Source organism: Paenibacillus sp. 1SOY10 (genome assembly GCF_056836745.1).
The window spans coordinates 20,482-34,981 of sequence record NZ_JBXENK010000016.1 but is presented as its reverse complement, the minus strand read 5'-3'; the positions used below and the strand labels follow the sequence as shown (position 1 = coordinate 34,981).

Sequence of the window (14,500 nt, the reverse complement as noted above, 5' to 3'; positions counted from 1 at the left end):
ATACAGGTGAATTAGCAGGCGATGGCTTAACCTCTGTGACCTTCACGGGGGCGGAAGCGAACCATAGACCACACGGTCAGCAGGGCCAGAACGCCCAGGCATACACCGATGCTGATTCGGTTCTGCGTGTCGAATAAGAAGAGCAAGGCAATAACGGACAAGGCACATACTGTAATCGTGGTGATATAAGGATATCCCCATACCTTGAAGCTGGGCTCGGCAGGGTAGTTCTTACGCAGCTTGAGTTGGGACAAGCAGATGGTAATCCAGACGAGCAGCACAACAAAGCCTGGCACAGCCATGAGTAACCTGAATAATCCGGCCTGGTTCAGATAAGCGAGCAAAGAACCCAAGATCAAGACGGTGCCGCTCAGCTTCAAGCTATTAACGGGTACGCCCTTGGAGGAGATTTTCGCCAGTGCAGCGGGCGCCTCTCCTCCGGTCGCCATGGAGTACAGCATGCGGGTGGCTCCGTAAATGCCGGAATTGGCGGCGGAGAGCACGGCCGTAATCAGAATAAAGTTCATCAGATGGGCCGCTCCCTGAAATCCGGCCGATGTCAATACTTGTACGAATGGGCTGGTCTCTTCACCCAGGCTGTTCCATGGAACCAGACCACAAATGATCAGGATCGGCAGGGTGTAGAACAATACGACCCGCAAGATAAAGCTCTTGACCACTCGCGGTAATACCTTCTCCGCATCCTGTGCTTCTGACAAGGTAAGCCCGATCAATTCGGAGCCACCGTAGGAGAACATGACGACCAGTAGCGCCGAGAAGATTGCTGTCCAGCCGTTCGGGAAAAATCCGCCATAATCAATATAGTTATGCGGGAAAGGTGTTTGGGCCCCGGGAATAAGCCCGAATAGCATAGCTGCGCCCAGACCGATGAACACCACGATCATCGCTATCTTGATGCCGGCGAGCCAGAACTCAAACTCACCGTAGCCTGCGACGCTCATCATGTTCACGGCAAGAATAAAGCCCGCGCTGGCAAGACTGAGTATCCATAGAGGAACATCCGGCAGCCAAAATTGCAGAAAGCTGCCCGCCGCGATGACCTCAATCACGCAAACAGCCAGCCACATAAAGCAATACAGCCAACCGAGGATAAAGGAGATACGTTCGCCAAAGGCTTCGTGAATGAAGTCCTTCATATTTCGTCCCGGGTACACGGTAGCCATTTCGGCAATGGCGCCCATAACGACAAGCAGCAGCAATCCGGCAAAAGCATAGGAGAAGATGACGCCCGGTCCGGCGAGCCCTACGGTCTCGGCGCTCCCCTTAAAGATGCCGGTACCGATGACGCCACCCATAGCCATAAAGCTGATATGGCGGGGCAGCAATTTTTTTTGCAAGGTAGATGGATTGGATTTCACTGTGATAAAGCCCCCTGAATATAAAATCGATGCTAGGCAACATTGATCTATATTACACCAATTCCCATCCGGGGGAAATGAAATCAATCCGCAGGGTACTTTTTCCGATATTGACAAACATCTGTTCGGTCCGGTAGATTAGGAAGACAGTTTGCAATTATTCGTGAAAAGAAGGCGAAGCTATGAACGCGCATCTCAGGAACATTCACCCACTATCATGGACAATTATCGTAGGTACCATTTTTGGCCGGATGGCCTCGTCAATGAGCATTCCATTCTTATCCATCTATTTGATTAAATCGCTGGGCGCTTCGCCGTCTGAGACCGGGATTGTAGTTGCGGTTAGCTCGTTGATTGGCGTATTTGCCAGCTTTTACGGAGGATATATCTCGGATGTGATCGGACGCAAGACCGTCTTATACATATCCATTTTCGGCTGGGTGCTAGTGTTCGTTGGCTTCGGACTCGCGAACCAAATATGGATATTCTTTGTGATGAATGCCCTGAACGGGTTATGCCGAGCTTTGTTTGAGCCGACTTCGAGGGCGCTTCTGGCCGATATAACGCCACAGGAGAGCAAGATGCTCGTATTTAACCTGCGGTATGCGGCTATCAACCTCGGCGTAGTAGTAGGACCCTTGCTGGGATTGCAGATGGGGGTATCAGAATCCGGTTTGGCTTTTTATTTTGCCGGGGGAGTCTATCTGATCTATGGCTTTGTGCTACTGTTTCAATTCATGGGGCATAAGGAGGTTGGCATCGTTAAAGCCGGTGCGAGTGAGCATCTGACCTTAAAGGGAGCGATGCAAGTCACCGGTCGTGACCGTACATTTATCTACGTGCTGGTGGGCATGGTCTTTTGTGTACTGGGCTACGGACATTTCAGCTCGACGCTGGCACAATATCTGGAAATGACCCCAAGCCTGGTTAACGGGGCAGAGTTGTTCGGTTATATGCTGTCCCTTAACGCTGTTGTGGTATTGATCGTTCAGTTCCCACTAGTCAAGCTGGCCAGCCGCTTCTCCCCGATCGTGCCTTTGGTTGTGGGAAATGCCTGCGTGGCAGCAAGCTTATTATGGTTCGGCATCGCCGAATCTGTATGGGCCTTTCTGGTCGGCGTGGTCATATTTACCGTCGGGGAAGTCTTGATGTTTACGATGACGGATGTGTTGGTAGATCGAATTGCGCCAACGGCCTTGCGTGGCACCTACTTTGGTATGTTTGGCTTCAACAATTTGGGGAACGTGTTGGCTCCGTTGCTTGGAGGATTTCTTCTGGATGCGCTTGGCGTATCGTCGGGCTTATTGATCTTCACGGTTATTGCGCTGACGACGGCCTTTGGCGTGCCCTTCCTGCTGCTGGGCCATCGTCATTTGAAGTTGAGACACAAGGTTAGCACGCAGGAAGCGTTGACAGAAGTTTCATGAATAAATAGAAGAGAAAGGCAGTACCCGTTACCAGGCCTGGAATTATTCCCGGCCTGGTTTGTTTTTATCCTGTTTAGGCCAGAGGAAAGCTGAAATCATGATAGCAAAATCAATGACCAGTACAACGGACCAAAAACGTAAAATACTGTCCAGAGCCTCCGTTCTTGCCGGATCACTAATCCAAGAGACCATTCCAGCGAGCAGCCCGGCTCCAATCAGGAAGGAGAGCAGGTGGCGCAGGAAGCCCTTTAGTTCATGCCGTGCATACTCCAGACCATACCGCTTCTGCGGTTTGGCTTCTTCCTGCTTGGTCAACAGGTAGCGAAACCGGCGATCTGCCCAAGCAATCATCGATTTGCCGAAGGCGATGGACACGCCGATGTACACAGCGGCAAGGGCATGGGCCGTGGTGGCGACGGCTCCGTTATAAAGATCGACTCCAGTAATGACGAGTAAGAGCAAGTCGATGACGGGAGTTAAAGCCAACAGGAAGAGTCCAAGTTTAGGCAGCTTTAGCACGTACCGGACGATTAATCCAGCCGCAATTACCACCCAGAAGGCGATTTCACAAGCAATGATCATCCAGGCGACAAAATTCATGGAACACCTCCAGCTTTTTTTGTAAGAGTTGAAGGTAATTGTAGCATCTCGATTTAAATAATACAACTGTATTAGAACGATTGAATTCTGCAGAATTGACTGGTACACTGGAGCTATGCCAAAAATAGTAGATCATAATCTAAGAAAACAAAGAATTGCGGAAGCAACCTGGCGGGTGATCCTTGAGCAAGGTATGGAGGGGGCTACCGTACGAAATATTGCCAAAGAGGCGGGGCTATCTCCCGGCGCGCTGCGACATGACTTCTCATCGCAGGAGGAGTTGCTTCGCTATGCGATGGAATTAGTTAAGGAGAAGGCGACGGTACGTATTAAGGACCTCTTCGCCCAAGACCTGAAGCCGAAGGACAAGGCGCTGCGCATCCTGCTGGAGATTGTACCCACTAGCGAGGAGACCCGGGCAGAGATGGAGGTTTGGATGGCCTTTACGGCTTATTTCCGGCACAAGCAAGATAACTTTGATCCCCATCAGGACGGGATTTATATGCTGGTCGGTAAGCTGATTGCTTATATGGAGGGGAACGGGCTGCTCCGGCAAGGAATTGACCAGGCCATGGAAGTCGAGCGGCTCTACGCTTTGATCGACGGTATCGCTCTGCACGCGCTAATGGCCCCGGATCGGTTGGACAAACAGCAAATCAGCCGCCTTCTGATGTATCATATGAATTCTATTCTGGACACAGCAGAGTAGCCGTGTTTGCTGTTGGTGATTAATATGTATGGTAGATTCGGAAGGGATTGAGGAGGTAGAAGGGGGATGGTAAGTAGCAAAGTGTGGACTGCCTTCCCAAATCTTTTGCCTTGCAGTAGTAGAGTAGATAGATTAACTGGAAAACCTCCATATAAATCATGAATTTTTTTATAAAATAAACAATTAGCTGGAATTCCTCCATATAATCAACTGGATAACTGTGCTTTTTGCTCTAAACGGCCGAATTAGAGGGAGTTTTTCCATATAGATTCAGTTTGAAAGCAGAAGTGGGCGAATTAGCGGGAGAAAATCCCGTTAATAGTATGTTGCTACTATATTCATATAAGCTGCCCATTCCATACCGAGTGCCGAACGGCCACGCTCAACTAAACGTTTATGCCATCCCAGCACCAAGTTAGCCCTATCGACCAGAGTGTCAAGCAGCGCAGTTCGGGTAAGAGGCATCTGCCAGTCTCCCCATTGCCCACTGTTAGATCAAGCCGCAACTGCAAGAGCATCCATCAATCTCCGAAAGCCATTGCCCATGTCTATCAGAATACTCATTAACGCTGTGCCAACAAGCGTATTTCGCCAAACACGAATCAGCCGTGTCCGGTGATGTATCCCATACACATGGATTCCACCTGAACGCGGCTGAAGCACACAAGCGTGCTATGCTTATTTACTTTTCCTAGACAAGTTAAGTATCGATAAGCCAAAGAACAGCAGGGTGGTGCCAATCAGGATGACAATGCTGAGCCAGCTTTGTACCGTGTAATCTCCGAATTGGTAGACGACGCCCATGTTCTGCTCAAATTGTTCCAGAGCTTCTGCGGGCGCCCCGGCAAAGGATACTTCCATGGGCCGCTCCAGCATTACACTGCGAATTAGCACACCGGCATGGGAGATCGGGAATAACTTGATTACCCATTGCACCGCATCGGGCAAGCTGCCCACCGGTACGTAAATGCCGGTCAGGAAGCCGATTAATGTGCCGATCACGGTACTGGCGGCGGAAAAGGCATTGGAGCTGCGCATAAAGGTCGTGATGAAGAAGACGATTGAGCTGCTGGCCAGGACAGCCAGGACGATCAAACCAAGCACCTCAAGCAGGCTTGCCCAGGGGAGAAGCTCCCCGTCAAATAACAAGAGATACCCTTCACCCAGCAAGAGGGCTACAATGCTCATAATAATACCTACCGAGCAAGCGCTCAGAATGTATCCGCCGGTCAGCTTCGCCCTTTGAAGTGGGGAGGTCATGAAATCCTTCAGGATTTTCCTGGATCGATCCTCCACCATGATACCGAAGGCTCCCATCGTGGAGGTTACCGAGGTCACGGCGAGGATGCCTGCCAGTATCCAGCTATTGATCAGAAAGCCCACCCCCGGGATCTCGGGCAAGCCGGCTACGATATTGTCCGCGAGAAAGATGACATACAACCCCAAAATGATAAAGACAGCAAGCAAGGAAAACAACACAGCCGCCCGGTCGCGGAAGAAAATCCGCAAGTTCCTTTGCGCAATAGCAATCATCCGTTTCTTACCTCCGTTCCTGTCAGCCGGATAAACACATCGTCCAGCGTTCCATTAATGATTTCCACGTTCTCAATATTGTTTCGGCACAAATCCAACAAGGGCAGAGCATCTAAGGTTTTCTCCAGGGGAATACAGTAAATCCCTGCCGTATCCCGCTCGTACCCGCCTGTACCCACTTGATCTTCCAGCAAGGCTACGAGTTGTTCATCCTGCTTGGGCTTGATTTTCAACACATCCGAGGTGTAACGCGTCTTCAGCTCAAGTGGAGTACCATGGGCCAGAACCTCCCCATGATCGATGATTGTAATATAATCCGCCTGGGCTGCTTCTTCCATATAATGCGTGGTCAGGAATACCGTCATGCCCTGTTCTCGTTGAAGCTTTAATACCATTTCCCACACAGACTTGCGCGTCTGGGGATCGAGGCCGGTGGTCGGCTCATCAAGAAACAGAATCTTGGGCGTATGGATCAATGCGCGAGCGATATCGGCCCGGCGGCGTTGCCCCCCTGACAGCTTGCCGTAGGGGCGCTTCAGAAATTCAGTGACATTGGCCGTCACAGACGCCGAAGTGATAGCGGCATCCAGCTCTGCCCGGGACATGCCATAGAAGCTGCCACGTGTCCGTAAGTTCTCCTCTACGGTTAGCAGTGGGTCCAGCAGGCTGTCCTGAAAGACGATTCCAATGGATGAGCGGATACGGTCATCCTCTTGTCCAAGCTCATACCCATTGATGATGATTCGGCCTCCATCTGGCTTTAACTGGGTGGATATCATGTCAATCGTGGTTGATTTCCCGGCTCCATTAGGTCCAAGAAAGGCAAACAGACTACCTTCCTCCACGTAAAAGTCGATTTTCTTCACCGCTTCAAGTGGTCCAAAGGACTTTTTCAAATGACTTACTTCTATAATCTTGCTCATCGTTTCTCTCCCGTCCGCTTGGCTTTATTTTGTTGCAGCCATTGCAACTGTTGATTAATACGGCTTGCATCCACCTGATCCTTGATCATCAGCACCCCATATACGGCGAAATAGACAAAGATGCACATTCCGGCCACAATTGCCAGATTTAACAGGTTCAAAATGAACACCTGCATGAGCATCCCCGTGACAAACACACCGAGCAGTACATCGATTAAATCGACAGCGATGGAGAGCCAGCGGCTCTTCCAGGCGATTTGGTCTGTGAACGCCATTAACACCGTTGCGGCCGTCGACATGGCGAACAATTGGAATGCCAGGATCGTGGTGAGGGGGGGCATGATATCAACGGAAGCCAAAATGGAGTAAATAAGCACCACGAAGGTATACGAGATGCAATCGCTGGTCAGGTATTTTTTGATATAAAGCATCCTTCACGCCTCCTAGAAATCGAATTTTTTCTTGAAATCCTGGACGTAATGCCGGTTAATGATCAGCTTCTCCCCATTATGTAGCAGGGCTTCAAACCTCCCGTTGAGCAGCGCACGTACACTAGATAGCTTCATAATGTTAAGAATGCAGCTTTTGCTGATTCTTACAAAGTCAGCTTTGGCAAATTGCTCCTCCAATTCATAGAGTTTGAGGCTGCATTCATAGACATCCTTCTCGCAATAAGCAAAGCTCTTGTCGTCAATGGACTCGAAATAGTAGATATCCTCCAGGCGCAGCGGATAGGTGGCACCGTCCTTTTTACCTGTGATGGAGAAACCGTACAAGCGGATCTGCGCGATGAGCTTCTCCAACTCGGCGTCGACCAGCTTGCATTTAATCGTGATTTCAATATCCTCGTGGTCGAGGGATTGATCAATAATCAGCTTCAAAGGATTCACTCCTCGGGTGTTGATGGTTTGGAACTTTCAGGTTGTACCTGACGGTGTGTTAAACATATCATGGGCATTTTTGCAGGTGCAATAGCGTTCCCGGTGAACTGCACCTGAGGCGGGGTGAAATACATCTGCAACTTGTCTTGTGCTGAGGAGGGCCAGTCTGCATAATCGGCCAAGTTCCCACATAGACATGTATCAGTTTAGAAATCAAACTGCAGAGGGGATGATCTCATGCGCCGCTTCACGTGGATGCTGACCATCGTGATAATTACGAGCCTGGTGTTGGCTGCATGCGGGAAAAAGGACGCCAATGGCGTTGTCAAGGATTTGGACAAAACGGTTGCCCAGTTGGAAAGCTATCAAGGCTCAGGTACGATGACGCTTTATACGGGTGACAAGCCTCAGGAGTACAAGGTGGAAGTATGGTATCAGAATCCTTCATTTTACCGGATTGCCTTGACCAATGCGCAGAAGGACATCACGCAGATCGTGCTCCGCAATGACCAAGGTGTGTATGTGCTGACGCCAAGCCTCAACAAGAGCTTCCGCTTCCAGAGCGATTGGCCGGAGAACCAAGGTCAGGTGTACCTGTACCAAACGCTGGCTCGCAGCATTCTCAGCGACAGCTCGCGTCAATTTGAGAGCGACAAGGAGAGCTACATTTTCGAGGTGGCTGCCAACTACAACACGCATGCCTTAGTGCGTCAGAAGATCTGGTTAGCCAAGGACAATTATGCGCCGAAGCAGGTTCAAGTGTCAGATGCGGAAGCGAAGGTCGTTGTTGAAGTGAAGTTCGACAGCTTTGACTTTGATGCCAAATTTGATGAGAAGTCCTTCGATATGCAGCACAACCTGGATGCTGCCGCCGAGCAGTCTCAAGGAACACTGCTAGAGGTAGACGAGAACGGCATGTTAGTGGAAAAAACTCCGGCAGATGATGCAGCAGCGAAGGGTGACGGAAGTGAACCGACAACAGGAGAGCTGACAACGCCGGGAGACAAGGCTGATTCAGCTTCGATGGAGCCGTTTGGAGTTATAGTTCCGACCTACCTGCCGGACGGAGTGCTATATGAAGATGATACCGTTCTGGAAAATGACGAGCGTAGCACGGTGTTGCTACGGTATGGCGGTACATACCAGTTCACCTTAACGGAATCTCATTCGCCGGACCGCACCGCCTCATTGGTACCGGGAGAGGTTATCGATATGGGCTTCACGGTTGGCCTTCTGACGGGAGACGCCTTGCAAACCTTGACCTGGACGGTGGATGGTCTGGAATTCAGAATCACCAGTGAGGACTTGCCGGTGACTGAAATGATCAAAATTGCCGCTTCTATGCAGGATCAAACGGGTAAATAATGAAGAATGGGCGGATTGCGGCTGTTCGGGCAAGGATATTACCTTGCCGGACCCGTCTATTCGCCCCTTTTTCTTCCTTCTCCTTATAGGCCAATCGTCATGCAGAATTGACAGTCGAAGCGCGGGACATTACCATAAATGTATTACACAGAATATTTCGACTCTCAATCTTTGGAGAAGGTGACCTAGAAGTGCAAGTGAAGTATCGACCTACCCATGCGGAAATTGATTTGGACCTGCTTCGGGAAAATTTTGAAGAGCTTCGCAGAAGACAACCGGCGAACATGAAAATGCTGGCTTGTGTGAAAGCTAATGCTTATGGACATGGAGCAGTGCTGGTAGCACTGGAAATGGAGCGCGCAGGGGCAGACTATCTCAGCGTAGCCTTTCTGGACGAGGCGCTGGAGCTCCGGAAGGCCGGGATCAGGTTGCCTATTCTGGTTCTCGGGTACACGCCTCCTCACGGTGTACGCGTAGCCTGGGAGCAGGACATCACGCTGAACGTATTCAGCGAGGATGTGCTTGAGGCCCTGATGGAACTGGACCCTGCCGAATTCGTGCATAAGCTGAAGGTTCATATCAAGATTGACTCCGGGATGGGCCGCGTCGGACTGTTGCCTGGTCAAGAGGCAGTCGCTTTCGTACGCAAGGTCATGCAGGTGCCGCAGGTGGAAGTGGAAGGAATGTTTACCCACTTTGCTACTGCGGACGAGGAAGACAAGAGCTATACATTGGAACAGTTTCACCGGTTTCAGGGCGTGGTGGACGCGCTGCGGGAGCATGAAATTCATATCCCGATCATACATACGGGTAACAGTGCGATTGCCATTGATTTGCCGGAGTTGTCACAGCAGATGGTCCGTATCGGCATCGCGTTATATGGCTTATATCCGTCCGAAGAAGTTCGCCGGGATCAGGTTCACCTGACACCGGTGCTCTCGCTGAAGACCGAGGCCGTCCGAGTCAAGACGCTGCCACCTCATTCGGCAATCAGTTATGGCGCGCGGTATATCACTCGCGGGGAGGAACGCATCGCTACACTCCCGATCGGGTATGCCGACGGTTATTCGCGAATGCTAAGCGGCAAGGCGCAAGTTCTGATACGCGGCCGCCGCGTCCCTGTAGTCGGAACCATTTGTATGGACCAATGTATGGTTTCGCTTCAAGCTTTGGCTGACGAGGCCGAAGTAATTCAAGCCGGCGAGGAGGTTGTGCTCATCGGCCAGCAAGCCGGGGAAGAGATTTCCGCCGGGGAGCTGGCCTCCGCACTGGGAACGATCCATTACGAGCTGATCTGTATGTTGGCCCATCGGGTCCCCCGGGTTTACAAGCGAAAGGGCGAACGGGACGTGATGCAAAACCCGCTGTTCTGACGGCAACAAGCCAAGGGGAACCTTGCCACAAAACTTTTATCCCGGATGAAGGAATTCTTGCTAAGTCTATCGAATACAAGAGATGGAAATGATCAGGTATGTACGGCATTGACGTTTACGTTTATAATAAAATGCAGCATACTTGATATACTTTAGGCATATATTTCTTTTGTATATATTTCCTTGAATAATGCTATACTGGATATCAGGGAATAGGGCGACAAGGTTTCGGGGGTGGAAGTCAAGATGGCCAATATGCACAATACCAAAAGAATTATGATCAGTTTGCCGGATCATCTTTTGCAAGAAGTGGATGGCATCGTTGCGATGGAAAATTCCAATCGCAGCGAGTTGATCAGGCAGGCCATGAAGCTGTATCTGAACGAACGCAAGAAGCGGTTTATTCGGGAATCGATGCAGCGGGGATATATGGAGATGGCAAAAATTAATCTGTCCATGGCCTCTGAAGCGTTCCACGCGGAGGAAGATGCAGACATCACTCTGGACCGCCTAGTAAGCGGGGTGTAAACATTGATCGTAAAGCGCGGCGACGTATTTTTTGCAGACCTCTCCCCTGTAGTAGGTTCCGAGCAGGGCGGGGTTAGACCGGTGCTCATCATCCAGAATGATATCGGCAATCGATTTAGCCCAACGGCTATTGTTGCTGCTATTACGGCGCAAATCCAGAAGGCAAAACTGCCGACCCATGTTGAGATTGATGCGGCTACGCATGGTTTTGACAGGGACTCCGTCATTTTGCTGGAGCAAATACGCACGATCGACAAACAAAGACTAACGGATAAAATTACCCATTTGGACGATGAGACGATGAAGAAGGTAAATGAAGCCCTCTTAATTAGTCTTGGTTTAATTGATTTTTAGCTGTTATGTGTTTTTTATGCTATCAGCAATGAGCACCCCGGAATTATCCGGGGTGCTCATTTTTTTGGATGATGGTGGATTCTCTCTCAAACTAATCTGTACGTAACGCGTATATTGGTCGCAGCTTGGCTGCCTTGCGGGCTGGAATCATACCGAAGATGACACCGATGAATAACGAGAAGCCAAAGGCGATAGCGACGATGGAGATGGAGACGCTGGTGGATAGGGCAGAGTAATGGCCGATTAAACCACTGGCGCCATAACCTAGTCCGATGCCTACCAGTCCGCCAATTCCGCTAAGTGCCGTGGACTCGACCATAAACTGCATCAGAATGTCCCGCTGCTTGGCGCCGATGGCCTTGCGGATACCAATCTCGCGCGTCCGCTCGCTAACCGAGACCAGCATGATGTTCATGATGCCGATGCCGCCGACGAGCAAGGAAATTCCGGCAATACCTCCAAGGGCGAGGGATAACATCTGTGTGGTGGAATTCAGGGTGTCCAGCATTTCCTGAGAGTTGAAGATGCTATACGAGTTGTCTGCATTAAGGAACTTCTTGTCCAGGCTCGCTTCCAGAGAGGCTTTGACCTTTTCCATCTGTGAAGTATCCTGTGCTTGGACGGTAACAGACCGTACTCCGGGACTACGCAGGAAACGTTCTGCCGTACTGATTGGAATCAGCAGCTTGTTATCATTGGAGCCCGTTAAGCTGGAGCCCTTCGATTCCAGCAGTCCCACAATCTTGAAGCTGCTGCCGTTTAACTGAATGGTTTGTCCCACTGGCTGATCCGTGCCGAAGAAGGTAGTAGCCGCTTCTGTGCCAATTAAGGCAACCTTCATGCGAAATTCATTATCCAGGTCGACGATATACCGCCCCTCCTGGACATGGAAATCCTGCACCTCTTCATAAGACGGAGCAATACCCTCGACGGAAAGGGTGTCGTTGGTAGTGCCTTTCTTAGCGGTAACGGAGCCGCTGATAACAGGAGACACGGCCTTAACGCCCTCCAGGGTCGAGAGATTCATCGCTTCCTCGAAGGACAAGGAAGTGGTATTACCCCGGCCCATAATAGTAACGGTGAGCAGGTCCGTTCCCAGCCCTTCGAGCTGTGCAGTAATCTGTGAAGTGGTGCCCTGGCCCACAGATACCAGCGTAATTACGGAGGAGACGCCGATGATAATGCCTAACATTGTCAGCAAAGACCGCACCTTGGCGCCTGCGATGCTCTTCCAGGCCATCTTCACACTCTGTAGCATATTCATGCCAGATTCCTCCGATCTTCCACAAGCTCACCGTCTTGAATGCGAATGATTCGCTTGGCCTGCTCGGCGATGGACAAATCATGAGTAATGATAATAATGGTATGTCCCAGCGCATTCAGCTCTTTCATTTTATCCATGACTTCAATGCCGGTCTTGGTATCAAGGGCTCCGGTAGGCTCATCGGCCAGCAGCATTGGAGGTGCGCCGGCTATAGCTCTGGCAATGGCTACGCGCTGCTGCTGCCCCCCGGACAATTCCGAGGGCCGGTGATGCATACGTTCCTCCAGACCCACCAGACGCAGCGAGTCTTCCACCGCTTGTTTGCGCTCCTTATGTGGTAGGTTACGGTATATGAGAGGCAACTCGACATTCTCGTAAGCGGACAGTTTGGGTAGCAGGTTGAATTGCTGAAAAATAAATCCGATTTTCTCATTCCGAATCGTTGCCAGCTTGTTATCGGACAGCTTCCTCACGTCTTGTCCATCCAGCAGATAGGTCCCTTCATTGGCGATATCTAGACATCCGAGCATATTCATTAGAGTGGATTTACCAGAGCCGGAGGGGCCGATGATGGCTACGAACTCACCATGATGGATCTGAAAGCTGATCTCGTGCAGCACCGTCATGAGCTCTCCGGCCATCATATAGCCGTGGCCTAACTCCCGCACTTCAATCAAGGGGGGCTGTGCCGTGGTCATTATCTCCCACCCCCGCCGCTGAATCCGCCTCTTCCGCCAGAAGGGGCGGTTCCACCGCCGAAGCCGCCGGTTCCTCCTCCAAATCCTCCGCCTTCGCCGCCGCCCATGCCACCGCCGAAGCCGCCTTGTAACATCATGTCTTGTTGATCATTTGTACTATTGGAGGAACCCATAACCGTTGGAATGACAACTTGATCGCCCTCGGCTAGCCCGCTAACAATCTCGATCAGGCTTTCATTATGTACGCCGACCTCGACTTCCTTAAATGGGCTTGATTCACCTTGATCTCCGTTAGCTCTTGTACCCGCGGTTCCGCGGTTCCCGCCTTCTCTTGGGCTGCTATCCCCGGAGGACGAGGAAGGAGGTGAATCTGAGGTTGCTGCACCTTGCTCCTGTTCTACGGCGTCAGCACCGTTAGCGGCTCTTTCTGGTATTGTCCCGGATTCCAGGGGATTTTCCGTTCCTCCGCCAGCGTTCTCTTCACTTCCTGCCAGAATGACCACGTAACGTTCTCCCCGCTGCTGCACTGCTTCAATGGGTAAGGTTAATACATCCTGCTTCTCACTGATAATCACGGTGGCTTCAGCGGACATACCTACCCGAACACCGTCAGAGGAACTCAGGGCAATAGTGACATCGAACAGGGACACGCCATTGGAAGGAGTTCCTTCATTAGCAATTTCCGTGACCTGGCCTTCAAATTCCTGATCTGGCAGCGCATCAATTTGAATGGTTGATTTCATGCCGACTTCTACCTGAGGAATGTCCAGCTCATCCACCTGAATCTTGACGCTAAGCTGTTGATAATCGTTAATAACGAACAACTCCGCTCCATCCTTGGCTTGCTCGCCAGTCGTAATATTTACGCTGGTGATGGTTCCGTCAATAGGAGAGGTTAAAGGATCAGGCGGAATCATCTCTTCCTGGAGTGTGGCGATTTTGGCTTCTGTATTACTGATGCTCAGTTCCTGCTTGGTAATCGACTTCTTGGTAGCATTCAGGGACTGTTCATCGGCTCCTTCCTGAACCTGCCGCTTGTACTGCTCTTGCAGATCCTTCAGGTCCAACTGCTGTGATGTCAGCGAGCTTTGCTGCTCATCCAGCGCATCGGTGTTATCCGTGCCTTCAAAAGTCAACAGTGCCTGCCCGGTCTTAACAACCTCACCGGCCTTCACCAGCACTTCGCTGACTTTCCCTTCATCCTTGGTGCGCACTGATTCGCTCTCTGTAGATACGATTGAGCCTGAGCCGGTTACGCTAACCGAAATACTGTTTTTGCTCACACGGGTCGTATTTTGGACGGGCCCGGCACTCTTGTTCTCTTGCTTCGGAAGGGTTAAGCCTACTATCACAGCGATGGCGCATAAAGCCGCAACTCCGATACCGATCCATAACCATCGTTTTCTCATCGATCACTCCAACTTTCTTGTCCATTTTTAACAGTTGGTCTTTATTGTAATGGATGA

At 50.8% G+C, this 14,500-nt stretch carries 16 protein-coding genes; 6 read left to right on the top strand and 10 right to left on the bottom strand.

Translation table 11 applies throughout. The features are described 5' to 3' along the window. Positions 1-26 precede the first annotated feature (26 nt). Positions 27-1,379: an amino acid permease gene (locus AC1VOR_RS22250; protein ID WP_482621123.1), complete on the bottom strand. Its 1,353-nt coding sequence runs from the start codon at positions 1,377-1,379 to the stop codon at positions 27-29. Between the two features lie 182 nt (positions 1,380-1,561). Here AC1VOR_RS22250 and AC1VOR_RS22245 point away from each other — a divergent pair, with 182 nt between their 5' ends. Then, positions 1,562-2,806, top strand: coding sequence for an MDR family MFS transporter (locus AC1VOR_RS22245; RefSeq protein WP_482621121.1), 1,245 nt, complete (start codon positions 1,562-1,564; stop codon positions 2,804-2,806). Positions 2,807-2,848: 42 nt separating this feature from the next. Here the strand turns inward: AC1VOR_RS22245 and AC1VOR_RS22240 are convergent, their stop codons facing one another. Further along, complete coding sequence (locus AC1VOR_RS22240; RefSeq protein ID WP_482621120.1) at positions 2,849-3,406, bottom strand: hypothetical protein; 558 nt, start codon at positions 3,404-3,406, stop codon at positions 2,849-2,851. A gap of 115 nt (positions 3,407-3,521) precedes the next feature. On the opposite strand from AC1VOR_RS22240, the gene AC1VOR_RS22235 reads away from it, so the two are divergent. Continuing rightward, positions 3,522-4,115: a TetR/AcrR family transcriptional regulator gene (locus AC1VOR_RS22235; protein ID WP_482621118.1), complete on the top strand. Its 594-nt coding sequence runs from the start codon at positions 3,522-3,524 to the stop codon at positions 4,113-4,115. A 495-nt stretch (positions 4,116-4,610) separates the two neighbouring features. Here AC1VOR_RS22235 and AC1VOR_RS22230 read toward each other — a convergent pair whose 3' ends face one another. From AC1VOR_RS22230 to AC1VOR_RS22210, 5 genes are read right to left on the bottom strand one after another with little or no spacing between them, the layout of a single operon-like run. After that, entirely contained in the window at positions 4,611-4,748 is a 138-nt protein-coding gene (locus AC1VOR_RS22230) for a hypothetical protein (protein ID WP_482621117.1), read from the bottom strand. 45 nt (positions 4,749-4,793) lie between these two features. After that, entirely contained in the window at positions 4,794-5,648 is an 855-nt protein-coding gene (locus AC1VOR_RS22225) for an ABC transporter permease (RefSeq protein WP_482621115.1), read from the bottom strand. After that, positions 5,645-6,571, bottom strand: coding sequence for an ABC transporter ATP-binding protein (locus AC1VOR_RS22220; protein WP_482621113.1), 927 nt, complete (start codon positions 6,569-6,571; stop codon positions 5,645-5,647). Before AC1VOR_RS22220 ends, AC1VOR_RS22225 begins: the two co-directional genes overlap by 4 nt. Beyond that, positions 6,568-7,002 carry a DUF3021 family protein gene (locus AC1VOR_RS22215; RefSeq protein WP_059051280.1) on the bottom strand — a complete coding sequence of 145 codons (435 nt, stop codon included), beginning with the start codon at positions 7,000-7,002 and terminating at the stop codon, positions 6,568-6,570. The genes AC1VOR_RS22220 and AC1VOR_RS22215 overlap by 4 nt, the downstream gene beginning before the upstream one ends. Positions 7,003-7,014: 12 nt before the next feature. Then, entirely contained in the window at positions 7,015-7,452 is a 438-nt protein-coding gene (locus AC1VOR_RS22210) for a LytTR family DNA-binding domain-containing protein (protein ID WP_482621111.1), read from the bottom strand. Positions 7,453-7,689: 237 nt separating this feature from the next. On the opposite strand from AC1VOR_RS22210, the gene AC1VOR_RS22205 reads away from it, so the two are divergent. The 4 genes from AC1VOR_RS22205 to AC1VOR_RS22190 all read left to right on the top strand — a co-directional run bounded on the left by AC1VOR_RS22205 (position 7,690) and on the right by AC1VOR_RS22190 (position 11,072). Next, positions 7,690-8,817 carry an outer membrane lipoprotein-sorting protein gene (locus tag AC1VOR_RS22205; RefSeq protein ID WP_482621110.1) on the top strand — a complete coding sequence of 376 codons (1,128 nt, stop codon included), beginning with the start codon at positions 7,690-7,692 and terminating at the stop codon, positions 8,815-8,817. Between the two features lie 191 nt (positions 8,818-9,008). Then, positions 9,009-10,190 carry an alanine racemase gene (alr, locus tag AC1VOR_RS22200; RefSeq protein ID WP_482621108.1) on the top strand — a complete coding sequence of 394 codons (1,182 nt, stop codon included), beginning with the start codon at positions 9,009-9,011 and terminating at the stop codon, positions 10,188-10,190. A 246-nt stretch (positions 10,191-10,436) separates the two neighbouring features. After that, complete coding sequence (locus AC1VOR_RS22195; protein ID WP_018750966.1) at positions 10,437-10,718, top strand: CopG family ribbon-helix-helix protein; 282 nt, start codon at positions 10,437-10,439, stop codon at positions 10,716-10,718. Positions 10,719-10,721: 3 nt separating this feature from the next. After that, on the top strand, positions 10,722-11,072 hold the full coding sequence (locus AC1VOR_RS22190) for a type II toxin-antitoxin system PemK/MazF family toxin (protein WP_059051288.1): 351 nt from the start codon (positions 10,722-10,724) through the stop codon (positions 11,070-11,072). 91 nt (positions 11,073-11,163) lie between these two features. On the opposite strand, the gene AC1VOR_RS22185 is transcribed toward AC1VOR_RS22190, so the two are convergent. The 3 genes from AC1VOR_RS22185 to AC1VOR_RS22175 are packed head-to-tail and all read right to left on the bottom strand — an operon-like array spanning position 11,164 to position 14,443. Continuing rightward, complete coding sequence (locus tag AC1VOR_RS22185) at positions 11,164-12,336, bottom strand: ABC transporter permease (protein ID WP_482621106.1); 1,173 nt, start codon at positions 12,334-12,336, stop codon at positions 11,164-11,166. Beyond that, entirely contained in the window at positions 12,333-13,034 is a 702-nt protein-coding gene (locus AC1VOR_RS22180) for an ABC transporter ATP-binding protein (RefSeq protein WP_482621105.1), read from the bottom strand. Before AC1VOR_RS22180 ends, AC1VOR_RS22185 begins: the two co-directional genes overlap by 4 nt. After that, on the bottom strand, positions 13,034-14,443 hold the full coding sequence (locus AC1VOR_RS22175; RefSeq protein WP_482621103.1) for an efflux RND transporter periplasmic adaptor subunit: 1,410 nt from the start codon (positions 14,441-14,443) through the stop codon (positions 13,034-13,036). Before AC1VOR_RS22175 ends, AC1VOR_RS22180 begins: the two co-directional genes overlap by 1 nt. Positions 14,444-14,500 lie beyond the last annotated feature (57 nt).